Source organism: Acinetobacter sp. BY419 (genome assembly GCF_019038395.1).
Taxonomy (GTDB): domain Bacteria; phylum Pseudomonadota; class Gammaproteobacteria; order Pseudomonadales; family Moraxellaceae; genus Acinetobacter.
This window is the reverse complement of the sequence record NZ_JAGFXZ010000041.1, coordinates 1-26415: the sequence shown is the minus strand read 5'-3', so window position 1 is coordinate 26415 and position 26415 is coordinate 1. Positions and strand designations below refer to the sequence as shown.

Here is a 26415-nt window from a genome sequence, read left to right as displayed (position 1 = left end):
TCAATGGTTAACACTCCATCAACCTATGCCTGGTACTTATCTGGTCTGGTGTTCGAGTGGTTGCTGGAAAATGGCGGTGTAGATGCCATGCATAAGGTCAACCTTGAAAAAGCCAATCTGCTGTATGGTTATATTGATCAAAGCGATTTTTATGCGAATCCGATTGCAAAAGCAAACCGTTCGATCATGAATGTGCCATTTACCTTGGCAAATGCAGATCTTGAAAAACAGTTCTTGAAAGAAGCGGAAGCACAGCATTTATTGAATCTTGCGGGTCACCGTTCAGTGGGTGGTATGCGTGCAAGTATTTATAATGCTGTTCCACTTGAAGGCGTACAAGCATTGGTGAATTTTATGGATGACTTTGCCAAACGCAATGGCTAATCCCTGAAATAAAAAACCCAGCATATGCTGGGTTTTTTATGCATGCGATAATTTTAGAAAATAAAAGTATGCAGGATAAAGCCGCAGATCAGCATTCCCAGCATGAAAAAAAGGCACGACATCATATCAATATTATAAAGAGAGCTAAGATGGTGCTCGACCTGTTGTAATGTTTCTTCTTGCACGATTTTCATAGATATTTATTGTCCGATCTATTTATCGTTAATACTATTTGTTGTGAGTATTTTTATCATAAAAAATTGATTAAATAAAGTACATTCTTGATTGAAGGTCATAAATTTTTATTTTATTTAAATATTAAATTTGAGCGACAATAAATTATTTACACGAGAAATCAACCGCTTATTTTTATAAGGTTTTCGAGCTTAATTTAAGTATTTAAAATAAACTGGTTTGAATTTAAAAAGTGGAAAACCTGGCTTTTAATCGATTTAAATAGATGGCTAAGCGGTAAAGATTGTATAAAAAATAATCAAAAATTAAAATAATCAATAAAAATTAAGATGGATTAAAAGAAGATACACATCAAAATGGGTATCTTCTTTTTGGGGTTTGAGCTTAGACCGCTTTTCTATAAATATTGGCCTGAATCCATAAGTTGCCACGGATATACTGGCCAATTTCAAAATTCTTATACTCTGGATTGCGTGTTGCAATGCGGATCAGGGTCGCAGGCTGGCCTTCATCATGAATCAGGGTGACATCATACAGGGTATAGTCCTGATCCATAAACTGCATGGTAGTTTTCCCAACAATATTGCCCTGAAACCAGGCTTCATCTTCCTGACCCATGGTTTCGCCATAAAGATAAGCCACCATTTTAGAAAAATCTACAGTTACAGGTTCTTTATCTTCTTCTGACTGCGGCTGCCAGGCATCAATCTGTTCCTGCAAATTATCAGGGGCTATTCCATTATTGCCCGTCAGAATAGAATTCAAGGCACGGTGATGTTTGATCGAAGCCGGATCATCGACCACTAAATGCTCATGATCTGCAACCGCTTCCAGTTCATAGGCCCAGGCATTCAGATTTACCACATAGGGCTTATCTTTTTCATAATGTGGATGATTAACGCTATACAGACTATCGAAAGCATAAACGATATTGTTGGCACCCAAATTCAAGCGTAATACCGCCTGGGTATTGGATTTGCAGCTAATAATCCGGTCAATCGTGGCTTTGACCTGATAAGGGCTGTCAAAGCATGGGAAAGCAGTTTTTACCGCTTGAGGTTTATTGTTTTCAACGGCAATCACTTGACTCAACTGCACCGCAGCTTTGCTCGGTCCCTGAATCAGCCAGGTCTCTGTATCCATATCACACTCTTGTGCACAAAGGCCCATCGGCATGACCGGTGCATCAAGTGCTTTGCCTAACCACTTTGGAACATCTGTGCCAGGATTGTCGGTGAGCAGGTTCCAGTGTTCGACATGACTACCGAAATTTTGATCATCAATGGTGATGATCTCTGGGCTATTCTGATTTTTCATATGCACAATTGATCTTGGATGATGTATGTGTAGTTAATCGAGGGTCATTGCGATTTTTCAAGTCAATTAAATGAATTTTAAAATTAAAATACTAACCTGGTGAAGTCAAATTTTTTCACGCGTGAACTAAAGCAGTTTTATCAATCATATACTTATTCAAAATACAGATGACAGATCCCATGAAAATGGAGTGATTTAATCATCAACCTGATCATCCCAATTTGCTAGAATAACCATGATTTGTACCTTAATGGGAGGCCCTGTGTTGCCATTCAAACTTTGGGTCGATGCCGATGCATTGCCCCGTATTCTGCGAGATGTGATTATTCGTGCTTCGGATCGTTATCAGCTGGAGGTGACCTTTGTCGCCAATCAGCCAGTCGGAATCACCCCTTCGGTCAGAATTAATTCACTTCAGGTTATGAGTGGAGCAGATGCTGCAGATAAAGAAATTATTCTGCGCATGAAAGAGCATGATATTGTCATGACCCAAGATATTCCCTTGGCTGCGGAAGTGATTGAAAACGGTGGGATTGCGATTCATCCCCGGGGTGAGGTTTATACCACAGCCAATGTCAAAGCGCGTCTGCATCTGCGTGACTTTATGGACAGCCTGCGCGGCGCAGGTGTGCAAACTGGCGGGCCACCACCAATTTCAGAACGGGATAAACGCGAATTTTCCAGCGCACTCGATCAAACCATTCAAAAACAAATACGCAAAACTTCCGCGCTTTAAGTTTTATTCAGAGTGATTCGCATGCCGACACAAACCAATATGATTGCCACCTATGTCGTATTGGTTTTTATCTGGGCGACAACGCCACTGGCGATTGTCTGGAGTGTCACGGACTTATATCCACTCTGGGCCTTGGCATTACGCTTTTTTCTGGCTTTACCTTTTGCATTTGCCTTATTGTGGCTGTTTAAAACCCGTTTTCCAATTGACTCAATTTCAATGCATAGTTATCTGGCTGGCGCATGCAGTTTTATTGGCTCACAGATTTTTACCTATCTGGCGACGGATTATCTCAGTTCAGGCATTATCGCCCTGATGTTCGGTCTGGCACCGATCATGACCGGACTGATAGGCCATTTTGTGTTTCAGCTCAAGCTGTATGTTTCGCAGTGGGGTGGTATGGCGATTGCACTGCTGGGGCTTGGCATTATCTGTGTCGGTGGGAAAGATCAGCATATTCAGCCGATCGGAATTGGCCTGATGTTGCTCAGTGTTTTTATTTACTGTGTCTCGATGTTCTGGGTAAAAAAAGTCAATGCACCTTTAGAACCTATGGCGCAAGCTGCCGGCTCGATTGCAGTTTCAGCCGTCATGGCCTGTGCCATGCTGCCATTTATCTGGCAATTTGCACCGACCCAGATCCCACAGGCCAAATCACTGATCGGACTCAGTTATGCTGTGATCATGGCTTCCCTGGTTGCGATGTTCTGTTATTTTAAACTGGTACAGAAAATCAAGGCGACCACTTTGTCGTTGACTACCGTATTGACGCCGACGCTGGCATTATTTGTCGGGGTAATTCTGAATGATGAAAAATTGTCGGGTGGAGCAGTCATTGGCATCATTATCTTGCTGGCTGGTTTGTTGTTATATTTTTCCAGAGAGATTAAAGCGAGCTATATATCTCGCTTTTCATCATCTAGCAATACTGACTAAAACTGATTCATTCAGTGATTTAGGCAAAGTGAGCCTTGACGCACTCACCCAGTTTGACACGGTCTTGCGGATGCATGGTAATAAAATAAGCGCCGGTCCGATATTTACCATTTTCTTCTTCACGGCTGTAGGCCACCTGGGCGGTTGCAGCAATGTGGAAGAAATTTTCCGGGTGACTTAAAGTCACATGCAGATAGGTACTTTCAGCGATAGGGCGCTCATTAAAAAAGCTGAAACCGGTTTCCGAAAAATTCACCTGCTCTGGTACAGGTAACATGCTTTGTACAATTGCGTCATACAAAGATCCGGTAATAAGGTTTAATTTTTGATTAAATAAGGATAATATTCGAGCAATTTGTTGATCTTTTTCAGATAATTGTTCTAATTCGTAGTTAACCGCATGATCAAATTGATCTAGTTCTGCAAGTAGTAGAAAATAGCGGGGCAAGACGAAATTAGGATCGTAAGGATCATTCAAGGCAACATCATCGGAAATAATCTGATAATTAATTCGTAAGGCAGCATCGATTCGAGACATGACGCGTCTTTCCGCAAATCCGTTTGGATGCTGTACATTTTCCATAATTTATTACCTCGGACTAGATGGTTATGTTCAAACCAATCTCGCTGTATATAGGGTTGAAATATACTCGCGCACGGCGTAGTAACCACTTCATTTCTTTTATCGCATTGGTCTCAATGATCGGCCTCACACTCGGTGTGGCAGTTCTCATTACAGTCTTGTCTGTGATGAATGGTTTTGACCGAGAATTAAAGAATCGTGTCTTAGGAATGATACCTCAAGCGACTGTTTCCTCAACACAAATTTTAACAAATTGGCCAGAACTTGCAAAGAAAATTGAAGGGCATAAACATGTCCAGGGGGTTGCACCTTTTACCCAGTTACAAGGGATGCTGACCGCTCAGGGCCAGGTCGCCGGCATTATGGTCAGCGGGATTGAGCCCGAGTATGAGAAAAAAGTATCAATCATACAAAACCATATGGTTGAGGGCAGTATTGACAGCCTGAAAAAAGGTGAATTCGGTATTGTTTTGGGCAAGCAAATGACCGATGCCATGGGTGTGGGTTTAAATGACAATATTACTCTGGTGTTGCCAGAGGCCACCCCTTCACCCGCCGGTGTAGTCCCGCGTTTTAAACGTTTTAAAGTAGTGGGAATTTTCAGCATTGGTGCTGAAGTCGACTCGATGATGGGTTATATCGCGTTAAATGATGCGTCGACTTTGTTGCGTCTGCCTGATGGTGCACAGGGTGTGCGTCTGAAACTGGATGATATTTTCCTGGCACCACAAGTGTCTCAGGCAATCGTGCGTGATCTGCCGGGGAATTTTTACGCTTCGGACTGGACCTATACGCATGGTAATCTGTTCAGCGCGATTCAGATGGAAAAAGCCATGGTCAGCCTGCTTTTATTCCTGATTGTATTAGTGGCAGCATTTAATATCGTTTCATCGCTGGTGATGGTGGTGACTGATAAGAAATCAGACATTGCCATTTTACGGACTTTGGGTGCTTCACCTGCCACCATTACCAAAATCTTTATGGTACAAGGTACTGTGATTGGGGTAATTGGTACTTGCGCAGGTGCAATCCTCGGGATTATTGCGGCAACCAGTATCAGCAGCTTTATTGGCTGGTTAAACAATACTTTAGGTCTGAATATGTTTGATGCCTATTTTATTAACTACCTACCTTCTTATCTGCGCTGGCAGGATGTCTTGGTGATTGTGGGCTTGTCACTGGCCTTAAGTTTTGTCGCGACGATTTACCCCGCTTTACGTGCAGCCAAAATTCAACCGGCAGAGGCTTTGCGTTATGAGTAATCTGATTTTAGATGCCCAGAATATTCACAAATCCTTTACCGATGGTAAAGCCACGGTCGAGGTGATTCGTGGCTTGTCGTTACAGGTTAAAGCAGGTGAGTTTGTCTCGATTGTCGGTTCAAGTGGGTCTGGTAAAAGTACCTTATTACATGTTTTGGGTGGACTAGATCGTCCCACAGCAGGACAAGTGATAGTGAATGGTCGCCGTTTTGATACCTTGTCTGAAGCAGAACGCGGTTATGTGCGGAATGAGCATTTGGGCTTTGTTTACCAATTTCATCATCTCTTGCCAGAATTTACGGCACTGGAAAATGTGGCCATGCCACTGATGTTACGCGATAGCGTGAAGTTTAAGGAAGCCAAACAGCAGGCTGAATATTTGCTGGAACGCGTCGGTCTGTCACATCGTCTGACCCACAAGCCAGGTGAATTATCTGGAGGTGAACGTCAGCGTGTGGCTTTGGCGCGTGCAGTAGTGGGCAAACCAAAACTGATGATGGCTGATGAACCCACCGGAAATCTGGACCGTAAGACTGCAGCAAAGATTTTTGAACTGCTGACCGAATTGCAACGTGAATTCAATATGGCAATGCTGATTGTGACACATGATGAACAACTGGCACATGCTGCAGACCGGATTTTACATATGCAGGATGGTCTTTGGGTCACAGCCTAAATCAAGAGAATATTCGCATTTGATTGAAGCTCACTCCGGTGGGCTTTATTATTGGCCGAAATAATAACAATAAAGAATAAGATCCAATGTTGCAGTGGTTGTGTATTGGCTGGATTATAGGCCTTGCCTGTATGGGGAAAAATTTTCTGTCTGTTCATCTGAGCGGCACGGCAGTTTTTATCGTGGCATTGCTGTGGTATCTGTGTTGTCATAAATTAAAATTCATGTTGAATACACCGCTGCGAAGCTTGTTGATTACTGGATTCAGTCTGCTTTTGGGACTGTTTCTAGGTCATGCTTATGCCAATCTGCAACTGGCTGAACGTTTTACCAAGCGAGAGCACGAAGTTTCCGAAAAAGAAATTGTGGTGTATATCAAAGATCTGAATAAGCTTGGTGATCAGAATATCCAGCAAGCCCTGCAGGTACTCCATCCTGATGGCAATACAGTTAAATGGATGGGATTTCTGCCAATCTCAGATCCTGCCACTTCATCCAGTTTAATTTCTGCTGAGACCCAGCAGCGAACCCTTAAGTTAGGACATTATTATCGGTTGCAAGGCCAGATCCGTCCGCATCACAGTTATGCCACACCAGGTGCCTTTGATGCAGAAAAATGGGCATTACAGCAAAATGTCATGGCTGGGTTTAGGATCAAGCACATCCAAGAGCTGCAACCGCAACAACTCTATGCGTTAGGTCATGGCAAATATCTACGTCAGCAGCAAAATTTGGGTCAGCGATTTTTACTTTGGGTAGAGCGGCAGCGACTGGCATTAAGAGAATTTCTGGCCAGACAGCCGGTGCAGCATAAGGGATTGCTACTGGCCCTGTTAAGCGGTGATGAAAGTCTGTTGAATCAAGCAACCGAACAGCAGTTTCAACGGTTTGGCATGAGTCATTTATTGGCAATTTCTGGACCACATGTCCTGATCTTTGCCTTTATTATCTGTGGCAGTTTGCAATATCTGATTTCAAGGTACACGCCGCAGATTTATCTGAAATGGCCAAGGCAGTATTTTTTGAGCCTGCCTTTCTTGCTGTGTGTATTGCTGTATTGTGCCTTTGTCGGCTTTGAAATTCCGGCGCTACGCACTTTGCTGATCTGTGTGATTGTGACTTTTACACTGTTGCTCAGGCAAAGCATGCAGCCATTAAAACTGTTGATTCTGAGTGCCGCATTATTGTTACTCTTTGATCCTTTTAGTATTTTATCGGCCGCATTCTGGCTGTCTTACGGGGCCTGTTTTGTTTTGCTGCGAATCTATCAGACCATTCAGCAGCAACCGCGTCAGACAGAACAAACACTATTACAACGGCTATATTTTGCAATGACCGTCTTGATAGAGTCGCAATGGAAAATCTTTCTGGCCCTGTTTCCCTTAATGATGCTGTTCTTTAAGCAGGTGGCATGGATTACGCCGCTGAGTAACTTGGTGGCTATCCCTTGGATTGGTCTGCTGATTGTTCCGGTGGATATTGTTGCAGCTTTACTGTTTTTCGTCTCTGAGCCCCTATCGAGTCTGCTATTTCAGCTGAATGATATTTTTATTTACATGCTGCTGGTATTTCTGAATCTGCTGGATCGGCTGTTTGCGCCACAACTGATTCCAGTCGCGATGAATGTCTGGATGGTTGGTCTATGTATTCTGGGATTGCTGATTGTGTTTTTACCCCGTGGCTTAGTGCCCAAAAGCTGGACAGTGCTTGCCTGTGTGCCGCTGTGTATTCCTCAGCTCAATCAGCATGCATTTCAGCTGTCTATTCTAGATGTGGGTCAGGGACAGGCCATCTTCATTCGTGATGGGCAGAACACCATGATGATTGACATGGGCGGCTATTATGATGAAGAAAAATTCAGTATTGGCCGGCAAGTGATTATGCCATTTTTGTCTGTCCAGGGTGTAGCCAGACTTGATCAATTGATCTTAACCCATCTGGATCAGGATCATAGTGGTGCTTATCACAGCATTAAAGATAAATTAAACATCAAACAAGTGTCATCTAACCAAATTCCTGAAACAGCTGCTTCTTCACGCTTTCAATTTTGTTATCAAGGACAGCAGTGGCAATGGTCTGAGGAGATTAACTTTAAAATTCTGGCACCTCAACAGCAGCTGTTAAACATGCCAGACTTCAATAAAAATGACCGGTCTTGTGTGGTATATGTACAAATTAAAAATGCCGGGCCTTATCAAAATTTTTTACTGATGGGCGATGCGGGCTGGGAGACTGAATATCAGCTACTCAAAGATTATCCGGAACTTCAAGTCGATGTACTGGTGCTTGGACATCATGGCAGTCAGCACAGTTCAGCCTATCAGTTTTTAGAAGTCTTGCAGCCTAAACTGGCGATTGCCTCAGTAGGGAAATTTAACCGTTATGGTCATCCAAGCCAACTGACGCAGCAGCGACTGAAAGAACTCAATATTCCCTTGTTGACCACAGCAGAACAGGGCAGTGTGCACTTTCAGCAACAAGGCTCACAATTGGTACTCTCTGCCGAACGACATCAATGGCAGTGGCTGTATCGTCAGCCTTTAAGTCACTGATTCCAGTATGGGTGAAACGTCATGTAGTTCTTGTGTTCTTAACGCATTTACTTTGCCCAAGGCTTGTTCATGTTCAAGTTTATAGAGATTTCCCAGGTCTTGATGCGCATTAAAGCGTTTATAGCTCCAGTGATAATGTTCAGGATGGCGACGGATTAAATTTTCAATGCTATTAATAATGACTTGTGTGCCCTGATTAGCATTGCCACTATAAATTTTTTCATCAACCGCTTCGATAAAAATATCAAAACCATCTTCGGTATTACGCAGGGCATATAAAAACAGGGCACGGGCTTTGGTCTTTTGAATCAGCTTGGCACTCAGATTACTGGTGGCCAAAGGTACGCCAAAATACGGAATATATTCACCACCGACATTCGGCGTATGATCTGGCAAGATCACAGTCGTACCGCCTTGTTTTAAGGCCTTAAAAATCTGACGGACACCAGATTCATCGGTCGGTACCAAATGTGCCTGTTCGCGGCTACGAGCAGCCCGTACAAATTGATCTGCAGCCTGATTTTTCACCGGTTTGTACATAATGGTCATTGAGGTAAACTGGGCGACATAGGCATTCATAATTTCCCAGGTACCAAAATGCGGCACAATTAACACTAGGCCTTTATTTTGTGCCAGTGCATCATGAAGTAGATCTTCGCCAATGACGCGATGAACGCGTTTAATATTTTTTTGATTGCTTGAGCCCCAAATCGTGAAGAACTCGAAATATGACATTAATTCATTGCGAACCGCAGCACGGTTAATCTGTTCACGTTTCTGATTGGAAAGTTCAGCGAGACTGATTTCAAGATTCAGACGAATGACTTCCGAGGTTTTAGTGACTTTAAAACTGTTCACAATAAAGGCCAGAATACGGGCCATCCATCGAGAAACCGGAAGCGGTTGGCGGCTAATGTATTTGAGTAAACCGTAAGCTGAATTCCGTGAGCCCTGTTTCGTCATTGATTTAGTCTAAGTACAAAAATAGAGAACAAAATTTATTATAGGCGAAAATGTTTTGTTTAGACAGAATTACCCGATTCAGTGTATATAATGGGTTCAATATAAATCAATTTATTGGATTATTTATGTCCGATTGGCCACCAAAACCTGAAAATCAAATACAAAATACGCAACAGCCAGTTCAACCGACTGGTCCGGAATGGAAACTGCTGGAAAAAGCAGTTTTAGCTTCGGTTGAAGAGCAGCGCCGTGCACGCCGTTGGGGAATTTTCTTTAAATTTCTGACTTTTGCTTATCTGCTCGTCGTCATTCTGGCTTTAGGCAAGAGCTGTAGTTCTGTTTCCTCAGATGCCAGTGCGGGTGCAGGCTCTCATATTGCAGTCGTGGATATTGTGGGTACTATTGCAGCCGACAAGCAGAGTGTGAATAGTAGCAATACCATTAAATCACTGAAAAAAGCCTTCGAAAATAAACAAAGTAAAGCAGTGGTACTGAATATCAACTCACCTGGCGGTTCACCGGTACAGTCCGATGAAATCTGGCAGGAAATTCAGTATCTTAAAAAACAGCATCCGGGGAAAAAACTTTATGCTGTGATTGGTGATACCGGTGCCTCAGGTGCCTATTATATTGCCTCGGCTGCAGATGAAATTATTGTCAATCCTTCCAGTTTGGTAGGTTCTATCGGTGTGATCATGCCGAATTATGGTGTGAGCAATTTGATGAAAAAACTCGGTGTTGAAGACCGCACCATGACTTCAGGCGACAATAAAGCCTTGCTGTCGATGACTCAGCCGATTGATCCTGCGCAAAAAGCACATGTACAGGGGATTCTGGATGATGTACATCGTCACTTTATTAATGCCGTGAAAGAAGGGCGTGGCAATAAATTGAAGTCAAATGATCCTGCCATTTTCTCCGGTTTATTCTGGACGGGCGATCAGGCAGTGAAGCTCGGCGTTGCAGACCGGATCGGAAGTTTAAATACCCTGAAGCGTGAACTTAAAACTGATAAAGTCTTGAATTACACCATTGAATACAGTCCATTCGACTCAGTATTGGGCCGTATGGGATCATCCATTGGCGATGGAATTGCTTCTTCGGTTGCACAGAAACTTCAGTCAGAAAACAGTACGACACTGCAATGAAACCATTGATTCATTTCGCGCACGCCAATGGCGTGCCATCGAAAGTCTATCAAAAACTGTTTGATGGGCTGCAAGATGATTACGATATTATCTATGTGCCGCTATTGGGACCTGATAAGCGTTATCCAGTGAATAATCATTGGAAGAGTCTGACCCAGCAAGTGATTGACAGTATTGTGCGTCAGTCATATGGGCGACCAGTCATTGGTCTGGGACATTCTCTGGGGGCAGTGTTAACCCTTCAAGCAGCTTTACAGCGCCCGGAACTGTTTTCGCAAATGATCATGCTTGACCCGCCAATGATTATGGGCAAAGAAGCATTTGCCTTGCATATCGCGAAAACTTTTCGCTTGAAAGCATTGGACAAAATGTCTCCGGCAGGCCTGTCCAAACGTCGTCGCGACCATTGGGATTCACGTGAACAGGCAGCTGAATTACTGCGCCCTAAAGGTTTTTATCAGGATTTTGATGCAGATTGCTTTCAGGCTTATATTGATTATGCCTTGCAAGATGACCCAATCCGCGGCGGGGTAGAGCTCACTATTCCTAAAATGGATGAAGTGGCAGTCTTTAGAACCAATCCCTCGCTATGGTGGTTGCCTCAGGCCAAACCAAAAGTCCCGGTGCATTTGGTCGTGGCTGAGAACGGTCCATTTCTGGCCCGGAAGTTCCCGCAGCAAGTACAAAAGAAATTTGGTATTCCTTTTACTGTTACCGAGGGAGGACATATGTTTCCGTTAGAGAGACCGGAAGAAACTGTTGAACTAATTAAACAATTAATTCAAAGGTAAGAATGGAAAAATTTATAGCTCTCTTAGGTGTATCTAGTCTTAGTGCTTTTCTAGTTATTTTTGTTTTATGGTTGTGCAAAAATTGGTTTTTAACCCGGTTAACTGAGTCAATTAAACATGATTATTCAACGAAACTGGAAGAGTACAAATACAATATAGAAATTCGTCGTAAAGCTGAGCAAGTAGCTAAGTTACTAGCCTTATGGATAGAAAGACCTCCGGAAAGAGAAGAATTAAACAGACTGACCTTTGAGTGCTTTTTATGGTTGCCAGATGATATAGCTCAAGACCTAAGTAAATTATTTAATTATCAGGAAGAAGACAGTATTACGGTTAGATCTGTTTTATTCAAAATAAGACAACATTTAGTAAAAGAGTCTGAGGATAATCAAAAAGTTCTAAAAGATTTTGAAATTATAGTATTTCCTAAAAATTAAAAAAACGCATCCGAGGATGCGTTTTTTTATATCTAAACTTTTTTACAACTTGCAGAATTGAACAGGCTCTTGCATTTTCTGGTTTCGATACAGCACACCATCTTCAGTATGTTGAATGATACCGCTACAAACCCATTCTACGACTTGTGGATAGATCATATGCTCGAGGCTATGCACACGCGTTGCCAAACTTTCTACCGTATCGTGGTATGAAACCTTGAGAACGCCTTGAGCAAGTGCTTGTCCTGCATCCAGTTCAGCCGTGACATAGTGGACCGTACAACCGTGCAGAACATCACCGCTATTGAGTACACGCTGATGGGTATGCATGCCTTTATAATAAGGCAATAGGGAAGGGTGAATATTCAACATTTTCCCTTCCCAGGCTTGCACAAACTTTTCACTTAAAATTCGCATAAAGCCGGCGAGTACCACCAGATCAACCTCCCAATCCAGCAGTTGCTGATGCATCACATCATCAAAAGCTTCACGGTTTGGATATTGCTTGTGTTCAATAACTGCAGTCTGTATGCCTGCGTGCTGTGCACGCGTTAAAGCAAAGGCTTCAGGTTTGTTGGAAATCACGCCCACAATTTGCCCTGAAAGATTGGCATCAATCAAGGCTTGCAGATTTGATCCACTACCTGAAACAAGTACAGCAATTTTAATCATGCGAAATTACGCGAAGATCACACGAATTTTTTCGTCTGCGCCTGCAACCGATTCAGCATTGTCTTGAATCTGACCCATTGCCCATGCTTTTTCGCCAAGATTGTTGAGTAATTCAACAGTTTTGTCTGCATCAGCTGCATCAACCACAAGTACCATGCCGACACCACAGTTAAAGGTGCGGTACATTTCAAACTGTTCTACACCGCCTTCACGTTGTAGAAGTTTGAATAGCTCAGGCCATTCCCAAGAAGATTCATTCACAAGCGCTTGAGCACCATTAGGAAGTACGCGAGGTAAGTTACCTGGCAAACCACCACCTGTGATGTGCGCCATAGCGTGTACATCGACATGTTTTAATAGTTCAAGAATTGGTTTGACATAAATACGGGTTGGTTCCATTGCAACATCTGCAAGTGGACGAGCATCAACGATTTGAGTTAAATCAACGTTTTTTACGTCTAAGATTTTACGAAGCAGTGAGTAGCCGTTTGAGTGCGCACCTGAAGAGGCTAACCCAATTAAAACGTCACCCGCTTTAACTTTAGAGCCATCAATAATTTTGCTTTGCTCAACAACACCGACACAGAAACCTGCAAGATCGTAATCTTCGTCTTCATACATGCCCGGCATTTCAGCAGTTTCACCACCGACCAATGCGCAGCCTGCAAGTTCACACCCAGCGCCAATACCAGTGACTACATTTGCAGCAACATCAACATTTAAGTGGCCAGTTGCATAGTAATCAAGGAAGAACAGTGGTTCAGCACCACAAACAAGAAGGTCATTCACACACATTGCAACCAGGTCTTGACCAATCGTGTCATGACGGTTCAAATTTAGTGCCAGACGTAATTTTGTACCAACACCATCTGTGCCAGATACGAGAACAGGTTCTTCATAACCTTTAGGAATTTTACAAAGTGCACCAAAGCCACCTAGACCGCCCATAACTTCGGGACGTGAGGTACGCTTAGCGACAGATTTGATACGATCGACTAACGCGTCGCCCGCCTCAATGTCGACACCTGCATCCTTGTAGCTTAAACCAGTGTTTGGGGTAGAAGTTGAGTTGCTCATAATGAAGTCTCCGCATTCGCGGGGGCGATTATAACCTGAATATGTAAAACTCTTATGGCATTTGTGGCCTAAAATGCTATCTTTATTAAAATATTTTAATTTTTATAAAGATTAATAGAGAAAAGGCAAGATTCTATGGTCGATCGTACTTTACGGCGCATTCTTATACTTGCTGGTATAGCATTGATACTTTGGGTTTTATATCTGCTTAAACCAGTGGTGGTTCCCTTTGTGGCGGCTTTTCTAATCGCTTATTTGTTTAGCCCCTTGGTCGATGCTTTACACCGCATTGGCTTGGCTCGATGGCTCTCAATCAGCTTTGTATTTATCGGAATTGGGGTCGTGGTCACATTGGTCATGTGGTATCTGGTGCCGCTGGTTTGGCAGCAGCTCATGTATGCGCGTGATAGTATTCCGGCCGGGATCCACTGGATCAATTATATTTTCTTACCGTGGCTTTCTGATACTTTAAATCTGGTACCGATGGAAATTGATACCGATCAGATTTCCTCCGTGGTGATGGATTATGTCCAGACCAATTATAGTGCAGATAGTATTCAGGCGATGATTCTAAAACTGGCACAATCTGGCCTGAACTTTATCCAGATTGGCGGCACGATTGTTCTGATTCCGATTATTGCCTTCTATTTCTTGCTAGATTGGGATCGGATGCTGAACAGCTTACGCCGTTTAATTCCCCGCCCTTATGAGAAAACGACCTTAGAGATTGTGGGTGAATGCCATAGTGTCCTGGGTGCCTTCGTCAAAGGTCAGTTCCTGGTCATGATTTTGCTCGGTGTAGTTTATGCCGTAGGACTTCAACTCATTGGCCTGGAAATTGGTTTGATCATCGGGATGATTGCCGGATTGTGTAGCATTATTCCTTATCTGGGTTTTGCTGTCGGGATTATTGCTGCAGTCATTGCAACCTTCTTCCAGTTCGGAATGGACTGGTGGCAACTGCTACTGGTCGGGATTGTCTTTATGGTGGGGCAGGCGGTCGAAGGTTATATTCTGCAACCGTTCTTGCTGGGTGATAAAATCGGTCTTTCTCCTGTCGCTGTGGTGTTTGCAGTTCTGGCGGGTGCGCAACTGGCCGGTTTATTGGGCATGCTGATTGCTTTGCCGGTGGCAGCCGTGATTGTGGTCTTACTACGACATATCCGTGACTATTATGAACATACTCAATTTTATGGTGATCGGGCTGTTGTCATGCAAGATGCATCTACCCGCTCAATCAATATTGAAACAGCAGAGCTAGAAGTTGATATTGAAATGAAAAAGCCAGCGCAAAAACCGCTGCAAGCAGATGAGAACTCAAGTAAAATTCATGATCCTCATAGTAAAGACTCATAAGGCCAAAACATCATATGCGTCAATTGCAGTTAGATATAGAACCTCAGCTTGATGCCCGAATCAGTGATTTTTCAGGGCCGAGTTGGGGGCATGTCATTGATGCTGTCCGTCAATTACATGCAGGGCTGATCAGCCGTTTTTATGTCTATGGTGGAGCGGGTACCGGTAAGAGTCATTTATTGTCTGCCATCTGTGACTCTTATCTGGACGTAGGTAAATCTGCGATTCAGGTGTCTTTACTTGAGCTTCTAGATGCGCCGACCGAGGCAATTACCTCTCTGGATCGATTTGATCTGGTAGCACTCGATGATATTGAGGCGATTAGTGGTGTACCACATTGGCAACGCGCCGTCTTTCACCTGATTAATTATAATAATGAAGGGGGTGGCCAGTTGGTGTTTTCTTCACGTTTTGCGCCCATTGAACTTAAACTTGAATTACCAGACTTGCAATCCCGACTCACTCAGGCCGTCAGTACCCGTGTTCCGAGTGGCAGTCTGTATGCTGATCGTCATGCTCTGGTTTCATCAGTACTCGATCGTCGTGGAATCCATCTGGATCCTCAAATTTTTGATTACTTGCTGAATCACGGACCGCATCAAACTTCGGTTCTTTTGCAGAGATTAGAACAGATTATTCAATTACTTAAAGGGGAAAAATTAAAGGTCAGCAATGCCAATCTGCGACAGATTTATGCCTTGATTGACGAATATCGGTAAACTATAAAAAATCTTGAGTAATTACTCAGTCTATGCCACAGTAAGGCAAAATAATTCGCTGTTGCAAGGATTCTGCAACTTTAGAAGAAAAAGAAAGAGATAAAAATTAAGGAGAAGGTTATGCTCAAGAAGAGCATAGGCATTGCTTTGCTATGTATGGCGGGGCAGGCGTATAGTGCAGATATTGTTGTAACGACTACAGAAGATATTGAAAAAGATGACAAGGAATGTTCACTTCGAGAAGCGATTGAATATGTTAACCGTGGCTTAGCCAAAGCTGGTTTTATGGGGTGTGGCGGGGAAAACTCATCCAGTACCATTATTTTAAAAGAAAAAAATACCTATGTGCTAAACAAGCATATTGCCATTAAAAAATCTCTTATCATCCGTGCGGTCGCAGAAATTGATGGGGAATTCAGTACGGAAGAAAAAGCATTAGGCTTGCATAATGCCCATATTCAAATGAAAGGTACCGATAACCTTTTCCGGATCAACAGTACAGATACACTGGTTCAGGTAAATTTGAAAGAATTGGATCTTGAAGGCTGTGGTAAAACCAGTTGTGCTGAACAAGGTGGCTTAATTTATAATAAAGGACAGTTGGTTTTAGAATATAGTCGTCTTTTTAATGCTGCTGCCAACTTGGGTGGCGCAATTTATAATGCTGGAAAGTTTGGTCAGAACTTAACAAGCCGTGCAGAAATTAAAAACAGCCTGATCGAAAATAATAAAGCGCAACGAGGCGCGATCCTGTATAGCGAACTACCTGCATTCCTTATTTCTCAAAGTGTACTTAAAAATAACCAGACACTGGATAATTCAGCGGCCAATATTTATAGTGCGGGACAGTTTGCCGATTCCAGTAAAGATCAAAGTATTAGTGGAGAGGTGTTGAGCAGTACGATACTAAAAAATAAGGGTGTACTCATTAATGTCATGGACGGGATGGGATTGAATAATCTCACCATGGTTGACAATGAAGATACTGCTTTACGTATCCATGCTCCGAATGGCAGGGCTTATGTGGCAAATAGTATTATTTTAAGAAATGGTACACAGGATTGCCAAATTATAAATGGTGATAAGTCTTTGCTGCAAAACAATCTGTTGACACCTTCCTGTGGTGTGGGAGATACAATCGCACCGAATCAATTCTGGAATAATACACAATTATTTGCTGAATCTTCAGATAAAAGTGAAGGTATGTGTCAAACCTTAAATGAAAATAACAATGCCATACTTTGTCCATACAGGGTACCTGAAGGTCAATTTCTTGGTTATATGCGTCCCAGAATTTTGTTGAACTATATCCTTGTGAACGAATCGCCGATTGTAAATAGAGGCACAGCATTGAATCTGGCAGATCCAACAGTAGCATGTGAGGCTGCTGATCAACGCGGGATCAACCGTTTGATGGATAATTTATTTTGTGATCGTGGAGCTATTGAAATCACGATTCCAACCTCGGGCAGTCTGGTTGGACAAGACCTGTTAAAGGGTGAAATTGCCAAGTTTTCAATTGAATCTTATCTGGGAGATAGTGATTTAATTCCAAAACAACAGTGCAATGCCATTATGGGTCAAAATCCGGCGGGTGAGCCTTGGCAAGATGGCTGTTTGAAAGTGGTACAAACTAAAACAGGGTCCAAGGGTAAAACAATCATCGATATTTATGGGAATGTTGTTTATACCCCAGATTCTGCCTGGCATGGGGCAGATATTTTCGAACTACAAGTGGTGACTTCATCTACACGATTTAATAAAAGTAAACCATATCTGACCGTTACTACTCAAATTGTTCAGGCGCCAAAAAATGAAATGCAAGACAAATCGGTCAAAACTTCAGGTGGCTCATTGGGTGGTGGTGGATTACTGATTTTACTCGGCTTGATAGGCTTGCGTCGCGGATTAAGAAATTAAGGAAAAATCATGAAAAATTATAAAAAAGGACTGCTTGCGGCCATGATTTTATCTGCCATGAGTTTGATGGCAGCCGAAGATAAAACAATATATGTCACTACTCTTGCCGATGAAGATGGCGAGAATAATAATGCCTGTTCTTTACGAGAAGCAATTAAAACTGCAAAAATGGATAAATCTTATGGTGGCTGTAATGTAGGACGTACGCTTCGACTGGATGGTTCGGCCCCAGATGTAATTCAGCTTGAAGCAGGCGAGTACAAACTGGATCGAGAGCTTATCGTAGAGTCTGCCCTCAAAATTCATGGGAAAACACCATTTAGCTATACCCGTCGTAGTCCGATTACGAATTTATACCCAACTCGAGAAGCTTTAAAAACTACAATTTCAGGTCAGAAAAAAACCCGATTATTTAATAGTATGGCCAGTCAGTCTAGCTTGGAGATATATCATCTGATCTTGAAAGATGCTTATGCTGTAAAAGCTGGGCAAGACCTGGGAAATGGCGGTGCTTTTTATGTGGCGGGCCCTTTAACTATTATGAATAGTGAAATTGTAAATTCCCAGGCTGCGACAGAAGGTGGGGCAATTTATAGTGTGGCAATGAATACAGAAAAAAACATTACCATTCAGGAGTCCTTGCTGCATCAAAATAAAGCCAATTCATATGGTAGTGTATTGGCCATGGAATGCCTGGGAAATTTAGGCATGACCCAAACCAATGTGGCAATTAATGCCAGCAGTATCGTCAATAATGGTTCAACTCATACGGCCAGTATTCTTGATTTTTGTGGCTACGCCTCGGTCGAAATAAATAATTCTACTATTGCTAAAAACACGACAGGTGCAACCGGATCTATCCTGCGAATGGCGAATCAAAAAAATCGTCCGCTCAGTGCCTTTTCCAGTTTAACAGCCGCGAGCAATACCATTGTCGAAAATATAGCCAAATCTACGCTATTTTATGACAATGTAGGCTCTAAAGTTTTTGGGTTTAATGTCCTGGCATTCAATCAGGGCTTATCTTGCGAATATGGCTTGAATCAGGGGAATCCGACCAAAGAACAACAAGTCAAATTCTACACAACACAAAATGCAATTCAAAGCACTGGCCCTTCGCGTTGTGTACTGCCGCCATTAGAAGAAAATGCCACTTCAAATAATCTTGATGTATCTACTAGTGATATAAATAGCTTGTTAACAGCATATCTTGAACCAGCTATTGATAACCGTTTTCTGGGTATGTATTATCCGCGAAATAATCAGACGACAACTGATCTGGTGGATGTGGGTGTAAGTGGCTGTATGGAACAAGACCAGCGTGGTATTGATCGTGTGATTGGCTCCACATTGACCTTGAATCCAGATGCAAAAAATACCTGTGAGATCGGCTCAGTTGAAATCCGACGTCTTACTGCGGCAGATATTACGGATCTGAAAAATAGCAACCTGATCGAGTTGAATACGTTCTATCAGGAAAATATTGATGATATTAAAAGAATTAATGCCGATAAAAATACACCGGCAGACGAGCTGCCTGGCCTAAAGGAAGAGTTAAAAGAATACGAAGATCTGCTTAAATATACCAAGCAATATCAGAAATACCGGGCAATCTATATCAATCCTTTTACTTTAGCTATGCCTCAAGAAAACCTGATTGGCAATCAGGTTCAAACTCAAATATTTAATTCAAAAACTTATGATATTAGTGTGAAATCTCTGGGTGTAGGCGGATTAACCGGTACCGGTAGTTCGACCCGTGTGGAAGGAACTCCAAATGATCCAAATCTTAAGTGTGAGTGGAAACCTGATTTAAACCGGATCATGATGTATCGCACTGATGGGAAACAGACCAGCCTGGTTGATAAGGAGTTTTGTAGTTACACGCTTAAAGACCGGGCTACAGGTGCCAGCAGTGCAGGCATTTTAACAGCGGTTTTTAACAATATTGCCCCTATTGCAAAAGATGATGAATATCGGATTAGCCCAGAGAATAATCTTACAGTGACTGTCAATCCGCTTGAAAATGATAGTGATGACGGGGATGGACCATTACCATCAGGAAAGTCCGCTTTTTATCAGGATAAAGATGGAAAAGAGATTCCGATTCGCATTGTTAAGCTTCCTGCGGGAGTCTCCGTGAAGGCCGAACGGCAAGGAGAATGTCCGGATCTCCATCAAAATGAGACGTGTTACGGGGGAATGCTGACATTTAGTGTGAGGAATAATCTAAGCCAGGCAGATTACAGCATGGAATATACAATTTTTGATGCAGATAAAAAAATGTCAGAAACAGCAATGATCTTGTTACGTAATACGGTGAAAAATACAAATACATCCTCAAGTGGTGGAGGTTCAACTGGTATTTGGGGACTGCTGGGGTTATTAGGACTTGCGGGTTATCGCCGATTAAGAAAATAAAATAGGGTTGAAGCATCAAAAAAAGCCTCCATGTGGAGGCTTTCTGCTATTAAGCGCTTAATGGGAGCTAGGCTGCTGAGTGACTTGCTGATATTTGAGAATGTATTCTTCCCGAATAGCGAAGCGTTCCTCAGGTGTTGCTTTTTGCATACGTACACCCAGTTCTTTACGTTCCTGACTGCTCATCATTTGCCAGGTCTCACGCATTCTTTGTTTTTCTGCCTCAGGGAGCTGGGTAAACCAGTCCATACGCTGTTGTAAGCTGACACGTTGCTGTTCGGGAATTTCCTTGAGAGACTGGTAGCGTTTAATGAGTGCCAGTTGTTCAGAATCAGAAAGATTGTCCCAAGTATCGGCAACCTGGGTATTCGCATCTTTGGAAAACAGCCAGAAACGTTCAAATCCTGCGAAACTGGTTTGCAGAAAACTGAATGCGCAAAAAGCAATCGCCAATTTTTTAGCTGCCATGTGGAACTTTGTCCTCACCTAAGACCATTAACATTTCTAGATCTTCAAGCATTTGTGGAGACAGTTTTGGGACTGATACCATTTGAGTCTGTGGCTTATTATGGTCCGAAAGATTCGGTAATACCACAACGCCTGCAATCGCAGCTGCCAAAGCAAAACCAGACATTTTTAGAAAGGCAAAGCGTGAATGTTTTGAATCCTGAATTTCTTCAAGAACATGGTGCATGACAACAGGTTTGTCTTTATGTTGTTGTGCCAGTCCATCAAGTTTGGAAGTTACTTGTTTTAAGAAATCATCTTGATTCATTCGGATGACCCTCCCAGATATGGATTTAAATGTGCTAAAGAGGCACGTAAGCCCTGAATAGCACGGTGGTAATGGGTTTTTACACTGCCTTCTGTGCAGTTCATAATTTGTGCGGTAGTATGCGTGTCAAATCCTTCCCAAGCTCTTAGCATAAATGCCTGCTGCTGACGTACAGGCAGTTTTGCAATTGCTTCCTTAATTTCTTCAGCAGTTACTGCCTGATCGAGAAAGTCCAGAGGCGTCGGTGTTGATTCATCAACAACATCATCGAATTCAACATCGTTGTCATCGAGACTGACTTTTTTGAAAAATGAAAACATCTGACCACGCCGAGACTCTTTACGGCGCCAGTCTTGTAACTTGTTGTTGAGAATAGTATAAAACAGAGGATACCATTCTTCAGTCGTCTTTTCTGCATAGGATTTATGCAAGGAAATGAAAGCTTCCTGAACCAGATCCATGGCAATGCCATGATGACCTTGGGTCGCACTTTCCATCATCACCAACGCTCGTCCAGTCACATCCTGCATAAAATTCTTCAGACGTGCTTCAGCCGTACTCTTCAGAATACTTACATCGTGTGATTGCAACTGTTTTGGTGCTAAATCCATAGAGATGGAAAATCCTGTCATTGGACACCCACCATTATTCCCAAGTTCATAATCATAATAACGTTGGGAATCATGGTTTGGTTGACAATTAAGTTTATTATTTTTGTAGTTTAATCTATTTTACAGACGGACAGGGTCGAATTAAAACACTGTAACCTAAATCCCTAATTAGATACGTTGACGTACCATTTCAAAGAAACAGATCGAGCCTGCAACTGCGACATTAAGTGATTCCTGGCCACCCGGTTGCGGAATGCTGACCGCTTCAGCATGTTGCATTGCATAATCAGATACACCTTGGCCTTCATTACCCAGAATCCACACGCAAGGTTTGCGTAAGTCTTTTGAATACAGGCTTTCAGCACGGTGTGAACTGGTGACATAAACCGGGATTTGAAATTGTTCAAGAATCTGTTCAAGCGCAATATTTTCAAAAGTTTGCAGCGTGAAGTGCGCACCCATACCGGCACGTAATACCCGTGGTGACCAGAGCGATGCAGAACCTTTGGTACAGACAATTTGCTCAATACCCGCTGCAGCAGCAGAGCGAAGTAGCGTACCGACATTACCTGGATCTTGTACATTTTCTAAAATCAAAGTATCAGCTTTAAAATCCAAGGCATAATTTGCTGTTGGCAAGGTCACCACCGCTAAACATGCGATAGAGGGGCCAATCGTACTTAAATCTTTGTATAAAGATTCACTCAGTACAAAGACCATACCCTTATATTTGGTAAGAATTTTCTCAAAATCAGGATGTGATAGTGCATGTTCAGTAGTGAAAATCGAATCAATTTTACGGTTTTCATGTAGCCAGGCGAGAGACAGATGTGTGCCTTCCAGAACAGTTTGGCCCTGTTTTTTGCGATAGGTGTTTTGTTCAATTAAACCACGTAAGTGTTTAATCTTTGGGTTGTCTTTTGAATCAAGAAAAAAAGTTGGCATGGGAGATATAATCCACGGCAGCCGATTCAATATCGGCCGCCGCTATAAAAAAATTAGTTGTGGTAGCTGGTCACAAGATCAACTTCGTTTTTAGAGCCAATGATCACTGGCACACGTTGATGTAAATCAGTCGGTTCGATCTCGAGAATACGGACACGACCTGTGGTCGATGCACCGCCAGCCTGTTCCATCAGCATGCTCATTGGGTTGGCTTCATACATTAAACGCAGGCGGCCAGCTTTAGCCGGATCTTTGAGATCGTATGGATACATGAAGATACCGCTACGGCAAAGAATACGGTGAATATCGCCCACCATACAGGCAACCCAACGCATATTAAAGTCTTTTTCACGAGGACCGGTTTTGCCTGCTAGCAATTCATCGATATAACGCTGTACTGGCGCTTCCCAGTGACGCTGATTCGAGGCATTGATTGCATATTCTTTGGTATCAGCAGCGACTTGGATCGCTTCAGAGGTGAGCAGGAATTCTTTTGTTTCAGGATCAAAGGTAAAGAACACCACGCCTGCACCGACAGTCAATGCCATCATGGTAGATGGGCCATACAGTACGTAACCTGCAGCTACCTGGTGAACACCAGCTTGCATAAAGTCTTCTGCCTGAGTCACGGCATTTTTCGCAGGAAGAATCGAGAAAATGGTGCCGACACACATATTGATGTCGATATTGCTTGAGCCGTCTAGTGGATCGAACAATACCAGAAATTGACCATTTTCTTGTGCAGGGGTGAATTCATCCAGTTCTTCTGAGGCCAAACCACCGACATTCGGATGTTGTTGTAAAGCATCAATCAGATAATCATTGGAAATGACATCCAGTTTCTTTTGTTCTTCGCCTTGAACGTTTTCATGCTGCGCACTTCCCAATACACCCGCTAAAGCCCCTTTTTGCAGCAACTGATCGATGTCTTTACAAGTATTTGCAATTGTTTCAATAACTTGTGCAAGTTCAGGCGTGAGGTTCCAGCTTTGTTGCTGTAAAAACTGGGATAAAGTGCGGTATGACATAGGGGGAAACTCCAAGACTTAAATCGGGAAAAAATGATCAAAACGATATGCGGCTATATTTTAGATGAGAACGTACTAAAAGAAAAATTAAACTGGATTATTTGTATCGATTTTGCCCTTGCAACTCCTGTGGAAAATGCTATGTTGAAAGCAAGGGAAAACTGAAAACAGGAGCACAGATATGACAACATTGAAGTTTGATGCGACTCCAACGCCAAGCGAAGGCATTACTTTAGATGATATCTCTGAAGACAAGATGAAAGAAGCCTGGCGGGATTATGAAGCAAAACCAGAGTACAAACAATTTAATAAACATGACCTGATTGAATCGATGCAACCGGCCGAAGCAGAAAACGTCGAAAAATAAATAGATTTTTTATAGAATCCAATAAAAAGCACTCAATCATGAGTGCTTTTTATTTACTGCAGTATTATTGAAGATTATTTCAATAATGGCGGTACCGCTTCATAATTAATTTCTACACGGCGGTTTTCTTTCCAGGCATTTTCGTCATGGCCCGCATTGATTGGCATTTCTTTGCCATAGCTTACTGCTTCTAATTGACCAGCATTAACACCTGTAGTCACCAGGAAGCTTTCTACAGCTTTGGCACGACGCTCACCAAGAGCCATATTGTATTCACGGGTACCACGTTCATCGGTATGGCCAGTAAGTGCTACACGTGAATTGGCATTGGCCATCAAGAACTGCGCATGCGCTTGTAGCGTACGAAGATCTTCATTGCTGAGTTCACTGCTGTCATAGTCAAAATGCACAACACGTTTAGCCAGGAATGCTTTATTTTCTGCAGTAACACCTTTTGCAGAAGCACCTGCCATGTTTTGTGCATTCAATGCTGCATCTTCACTCAGACCTTGAGTGTTCACTGTGGTTGAGCTGGTTGTGTCCAAGCCACCTGTTTGCACTTCAGCGGCAGGTTTACGGCTCGCACAACCTGTCATGACAACAGCAGCTGCTAAAAGTGGCAAGGCAAATAATTTTACTTTGTTCATCTTCATCTCCATGAATTTTGATTATGACCAAACGGTTGGTGAGTATTTAAAATATTATTTAGGTGCCCAGGCCGGTTCACGAACTTCACCAGTTTCACTTGGCAAATTCATCCGGAAGCGGCCATCCAGCGACATGATCGACAAGAGTCCGCGTGCACCTTCACGTGTGGCATATACCACCATCTGGCCATTCGGCGAGAAACTTGGTGATTCGTCCAGAGTCGTTGGTGTCAGAATGTTGTTCACACCCGAAGTCATATCCTGAACGGCAACTCGATAGTTACTGCCGCTTGGACGGTGAACTAATGCAAGTTTTTTACCATCTGCACTGAGCGTGCCGCGCGCGTTGAATGCACCGCGGAAGGTCAGGCGTTTATTGCTGCTTGATTCAAGATCATGACGGTAAATCTGTGGGGAACCCCCACGGTCAGAAGTGAAAATAAAAGATTTCCCATCTGGTGCATAACGTGCTTCAGTATCAATGGCACTGTCATTGGTCATACGTTGTAGCTGACGGGTTTCCAGATTCATCTGGTAGATTTCCGGATTGCCATGCATGGAGGCAGTAAACAGCATGCTTTTGCCATCTGGAGAGAAGCTCGGCGCACCATTCAAGCCACGGAAGCTGGCCAGTTTTTCGCGTTGACCTGTGGCCAGATCCTGTACATAAATCGCCGGACGTTTGGTTTCAAAGGACACATAAGCAATTTTCTTGGCATCCGGTGTCCAGGCCGGAGAAAGGATCGGATCACGTGAGGTTAAAATAGTTTTTGGCTGTTCGCCATCAGTATCGGCAATCTGCAAGGTATAACGTTGTTCTGGGGTAGCTGGATTACGTAACACATAGGCAATACGACCGCTAAAGTCACCAGGGATACCGGTCAGCGCCTGATAGATCGCATCACTGATCATATGTGCAGCCTGACGGGTACGCGAGGCTGGAACAGTCAATAATTCATTTAATAGATATTGTTTTTTTTCGACATCATAAAGCTGATACTGGACTTCAAAAGAGCCATCGGCTGTGGTTTTGGATGAACCAGTAACCACATAGGGAACTCCAGCCGCTGCCCATGCTTCTGCATTGGGATTATTCAATGCGGCGGTCGCAGGCAGGTTTTTTGAAGCGCTGGTAAATCGGCCTGAACGATTCAAGTCACTTTCAATAATTGGATAAATGCTCTGATCCTGACTGAAAGGTACAACGGCAATTTTAGGTGCTGCATCAGGGGCTTTGGTAATTTCCAGATGCAATTGGGCATAGGACTGGGTTGCCAATACAGGGCATAAAGCGCTAATGATTGCGAGGCAGAGTAGATGTTTGCGAGTCTTTTCCATCATTCGTTATTTACTCAAATCAACGGATTTATTGTATAGGTAGCTTGGGCTACATCATCGCATGGATTTAATGGAATAAAACCATGAATTTATGACCAAACTGTTATGACACTGTGAAAAGTGAATATTATTCAATCAATTTAAAGTGAAGTTTAGCTTAAAACAATGGAGCCATCACAATATTATTTGGGTGATGGCTGCATTTTTATTGCGCAGTAAAGGTTGAAGTAAAACTTCGCGCTTCTCGGCGTGCATCTGGATCGGATGGCATCGGATAAGGCGCGGCAGCACGAACTGCAGCTTCTACGCTGGCTTTCATATCTGCATCGCTTGAATTCACAATGACCGAGACCACACCGCCATTATCATTTAAGGTCACACGTGCAGTGGCGCGCTGGCTTGATGATCCCACTGGTGTATCCCAAGCCCGTTTGATTTTATTTTCAAAGTCACGTTTTGCTGTAGATGCAATGCGTTTTGATTCTGCTTTTTTCTGTGCAGCTTCTTCAGCAGCCTGTTTTGCTGCTGAGGCTTTGGCTTCTGCATCTGCCTTGGCTTT

Annotated in this window: 27 protein-coding genes; 14 read left to right on the top strand and 13 right to left on the bottom strand. The window is 43.0% G+C overall.

Features of this window, described 5'->3' with window-relative positions; translation table 11 throughout:
* Positions 1-384 (top strand): aminotransferase class V-fold PLP-dependent enzyme (locus KUG37_RS13180; RefSeq protein WP_216940548.1); only part of this gene is annotated, 384 nt, incomplete at its 5' end.
* 579 nt (positions 385-963) lie between these two features.
* On the opposite strand, the gene KUG37_RS13175 is transcribed toward KUG37_RS13180, so the two are convergent.
* On the bottom strand, positions 964-1896 hold the full coding sequence (locus tag KUG37_RS13175; protein WP_216940547.1) for a hypothetical protein: 933 nt from the start codon (positions 1894-1896) through the stop codon (positions 964-966).
* Positions 1897-2146: 250 nt separating this feature from the next.
* Between KUG37_RS13175 and KUG37_RS13170 the strand changes: the two genes are divergently transcribed.
* Together KUG37_RS13170 and KUG37_RS13165 are read left to right on the top strand one after the other, a co-directional pair.
* Entirely contained in the window at positions 2147-2632 is a 486-nt protein-coding gene (locus KUG37_RS13170; RefSeq protein ID WP_216938359.1) for a YaiI/YqxD family protein, read from the top strand.
* Between the two features lie 21 nt (positions 2633-2653).
* Positions 2654-3568: a DMT family transporter gene (locus KUG37_RS13165; RefSeq protein WP_216938361.1), complete on the top strand. Its 915-nt coding sequence runs from the start codon at positions 2654-2656 to the stop codon at positions 3566-3568.
* A gap of 19 nt (positions 3569-3587) precedes the next feature.
* Here KUG37_RS13165 and KUG37_RS13160 read toward each other — a convergent pair whose 3' ends face one another.
* The gene (locus KUG37_RS13160) at positions 3588-4151 is read right to left on the bottom strand and encodes a PilZ domain-containing protein (protein WP_216938363.1); all 564 of its coding nucleotides are present in this window, start codon (positions 4149-4151) and stop codon (positions 3588-3590) included.
* Between the two features lie 26 nt (positions 4152-4177).
* Here KUG37_RS13160 and KUG37_RS13155 point away from each other — a divergent pair, with 26 nt between their 5' ends.
* From KUG37_RS13155 to KUG37_RS13145, 3 genes are all read left to right on the top strand, one after another.
* The gene (locus KUG37_RS13155; protein WP_216940545.1) at positions 4178-5413 is read left to right on the top strand and encodes a lipoprotein-releasing ABC transporter permease subunit; all 1236 of its coding nucleotides are present in this window, start codon (positions 4178-4180) and stop codon (positions 5411-5413) included.
* Positions 5406-6089, top strand: a complete 684-nt coding sequence (lolD, locus tag KUG37_RS13150; protein WP_216938514.1) for a lipoprotein-releasing ABC transporter ATP-binding protein LolD — start codon at positions 5406-5408, stop codon at positions 6087-6089. The genes KUG37_RS13155 and lolD overlap by 8 nt, the downstream gene beginning before the upstream one ends.
* Before the next feature lie 86 nt (positions 6090-6175).
* On the top strand, positions 6176-8641 hold the full coding sequence (locus tag KUG37_RS13145) for a DNA internalization-related competence protein ComEC/Rec2 (RefSeq protein ID WP_216940543.1): 2466 nt from the start codon (positions 6176-6178) through the stop codon (positions 8639-8641).
* On the opposite strand, the gene KUG37_RS13140 is transcribed toward KUG37_RS13145, so the two are convergent.
* A complete protein-coding gene (locus KUG37_RS13140) occupies positions 8630-9604 on the bottom strand; it encodes a lysophospholipid acyltransferase family protein (protein ID WP_216938368.1) in 975 nt (324 codons plus the stop codon). The genes KUG37_RS13145 and KUG37_RS13140 overlap by 12 nt on opposite strands.
* 125 nt (positions 9605-9729) lie before the next feature.
* Between KUG37_RS13140 and sppA the strand changes: the two genes are divergently transcribed.
* The 3 genes from sppA to KUG37_RS13125 are packed head-to-tail and all read left to right on the top strand — an operon-like array spanning position 9730 to position 11980.
* A complete protein-coding gene (gene sppA / locus KUG37_RS13135; RefSeq protein WP_216940540.1) occupies positions 9730-10752 on the top strand; it encodes a signal peptide peptidase SppA in 1023 nt (340 codons plus the stop codon).
* Complete coding sequence (locus KUG37_RS13130) at positions 10749-11543, top strand: alpha/beta fold hydrolase (RefSeq protein WP_216938411.1); 795 nt, start codon at positions 10749-10751, stop codon at positions 11541-11543. The genes sppA and KUG37_RS13130 overlap by 4 nt, the downstream gene beginning before the upstream one ends.
* Positions 11544-11545: 2 nt before the next feature.
* Complete coding sequence (locus KUG37_RS13125) at positions 11546-11980, top strand: hypothetical protein (RefSeq protein WP_216938412.1); 435 nt, start codon at positions 11546-11548, stop codon at positions 11978-11980.
* A 42-nt stretch (positions 11981-12022) separates the two neighbouring features.
* On the opposite strand, the gene purN is transcribed toward KUG37_RS13125, so the two are convergent.
* Together purN and purM are read right to left on the bottom strand one after the other, a co-directional pair.
* A complete protein-coding gene (gene purN, locus KUG37_RS13120) occupies positions 12023-12652 on the bottom strand; it encodes a phosphoribosylglycinamide formyltransferase (protein WP_216938413.1) in 630 nt (209 codons plus the stop codon).
* A 6-nt stretch (positions 12653-12658) separates the two neighbouring features.
* Positions 12659-13729 carry a phosphoribosylformylglycinamidine cyclo-ligase gene (purM, locus tag KUG37_RS13115; protein WP_216940538.1) on the bottom strand — a complete coding sequence of 357 codons (1071 nt, stop codon included), beginning with the start codon at positions 13727-13729 and terminating at the stop codon, positions 12659-12661.
* Positions 13730-13864: 135 nt separating this feature from the next.
* Between purM and cxpE the strand changes: the two genes are divergently transcribed.
* The 4 genes from cxpE to KUG37_RS13095 all read left to right on the top strand — a co-directional run bounded on the left by cxpE (position 13865) and on the right by KUG37_RS13095 (position 20145).
* Positions 13865-15085: a chloramphenicol efflux transporter CxpE gene (cxpE, locus tag KUG37_RS13110; RefSeq protein WP_216937907.1), complete on the top strand. Its 1221-nt coding sequence runs from the start codon at positions 13865-13867 to the stop codon at positions 15083-15085.
* A 14-nt stretch (positions 15086-15099) separates the two neighbouring features.
* A complete protein-coding gene (hda, locus tag KUG37_RS13105) occupies positions 15100-15804 on the top strand; it encodes a DnaA regulatory inactivator Hda (protein WP_216937905.1) in 705 nt (234 codons plus the stop codon).
* A gap of 120 nt (positions 15805-15924) precedes the next feature.
* The gene (gene rbtA, locus KUG37_RS13100) at positions 15925-17724 is read left to right on the top strand and encodes a rhombotarget A (RefSeq protein ID WP_216937904.1); all 1800 of its coding nucleotides are present in this window, start codon (positions 15925-15927) and stop codon (positions 17722-17724) included.
* Positions 17725-17733: 9 nt separating this feature from the next.
* Positions 17734-20145 (top strand): CSLREA domain-containing protein, encoded by a 2412-nt coding sequence (locus KUG37_RS13095; protein WP_216937903.1) that lies wholly within the window; start codon positions 17734-17736, stop codon positions 20143-20145.
* Positions 20146-20202: 57 nt separating this feature from the next.
* Here the strand turns inward: KUG37_RS13095 and KUG37_RS13090 are convergent, their stop codons facing one another.
* The 5 genes from KUG37_RS13090 to KUG37_RS13070 all read right to left on the bottom strand — a co-directional run bounded on the left by KUG37_RS13090 (position 20203) and on the right by KUG37_RS13070 (position 23504).
* Positions 20203-20613, bottom strand: coding sequence for a DUF3106 domain-containing protein (locus KUG37_RS13090; protein ID WP_216937902.1), 411 nt, complete (start codon positions 20611-20613; stop codon positions 20203-20205).
* Entirely contained in the window at positions 20603-20920 is a 318-nt protein-coding gene (locus KUG37_RS13085; RefSeq protein ID WP_216937901.1) for a hypothetical protein, read from the bottom strand. The genes KUG37_RS13090 and KUG37_RS13085 overlap by 11 nt, the downstream gene beginning before the upstream one ends.
* Entirely contained in the window at positions 20917-21531 is a 615-nt protein-coding gene (locus KUG37_RS13080) for an RNA polymerase sigma factor (protein WP_216937900.1), read from the bottom strand. Before KUG37_RS13080 ends, KUG37_RS13085 begins: the two co-directional genes overlap by 4 nt.
* Positions 21532-21699: 168 nt before the next feature.
* Positions 21700-22476 carry an RNA methyltransferase gene (locus tag KUG37_RS13075; protein ID WP_216937899.1) on the bottom strand — a complete coding sequence of 259 codons (777 nt, stop codon included), beginning with the start codon at positions 22474-22476 and terminating at the stop codon, positions 21700-21702.
* A 53-nt stretch (positions 22477-22529) separates the two neighbouring features.
* Positions 22530-23504 (bottom strand): class 1 fructose-bisphosphatase, encoded by a 975-nt coding sequence (locus KUG37_RS13070; RefSeq protein ID WP_216940535.1) that lies wholly within the window; start codon positions 23502-23504, stop codon positions 22530-22532.
* A 181-nt stretch (positions 23505-23685) separates the two neighbouring features.
* Between KUG37_RS13070 and KUG37_RS13065 the strand changes: the two genes are divergently transcribed.
* A complete protein-coding gene (locus KUG37_RS13065) occupies positions 23686-23871 on the top strand; it encodes an NF038105 family protein (RefSeq protein ID WP_216937895.1) in 186 nt (61 codons plus the stop codon).
* Positions 23872-23945: 74 nt separating this feature from the next.
* On the opposite strand, the gene pal is transcribed toward KUG37_RS13065, so the two are convergent.
* The 3 genes from pal to KUG37_RS13050 form a co-directional block, all read right to left on the bottom strand.
* Positions 23946-24518, bottom strand: coding sequence for a peptidoglycan-associated lipoprotein Pal (pal, locus tag KUG37_RS13060; RefSeq protein WP_216937893.1), 573 nt, complete (start codon positions 24516-24518; stop codon positions 23946-23948).
* Between the two features lie 54 nt (positions 24519-24572).
* The gene (gene tolB / locus KUG37_RS13055) at positions 24573-25856 is read right to left on the bottom strand and encodes a Tol-Pal system beta propeller repeat protein TolB (RefSeq protein ID WP_216937909.1); all 1284 of its coding nucleotides are present in this window, start codon (positions 25854-25856) and stop codon (positions 24573-24575) included.
* 205 nt (positions 25857-26061) lie between these two features.
* Positions 26062-26415: cell envelope integrity protein TolA (locus KUG37_RS13050; RefSeq protein WP_216937891.1), on the bottom strand; the 354-nt coding region annotated here is incomplete at its 5' end.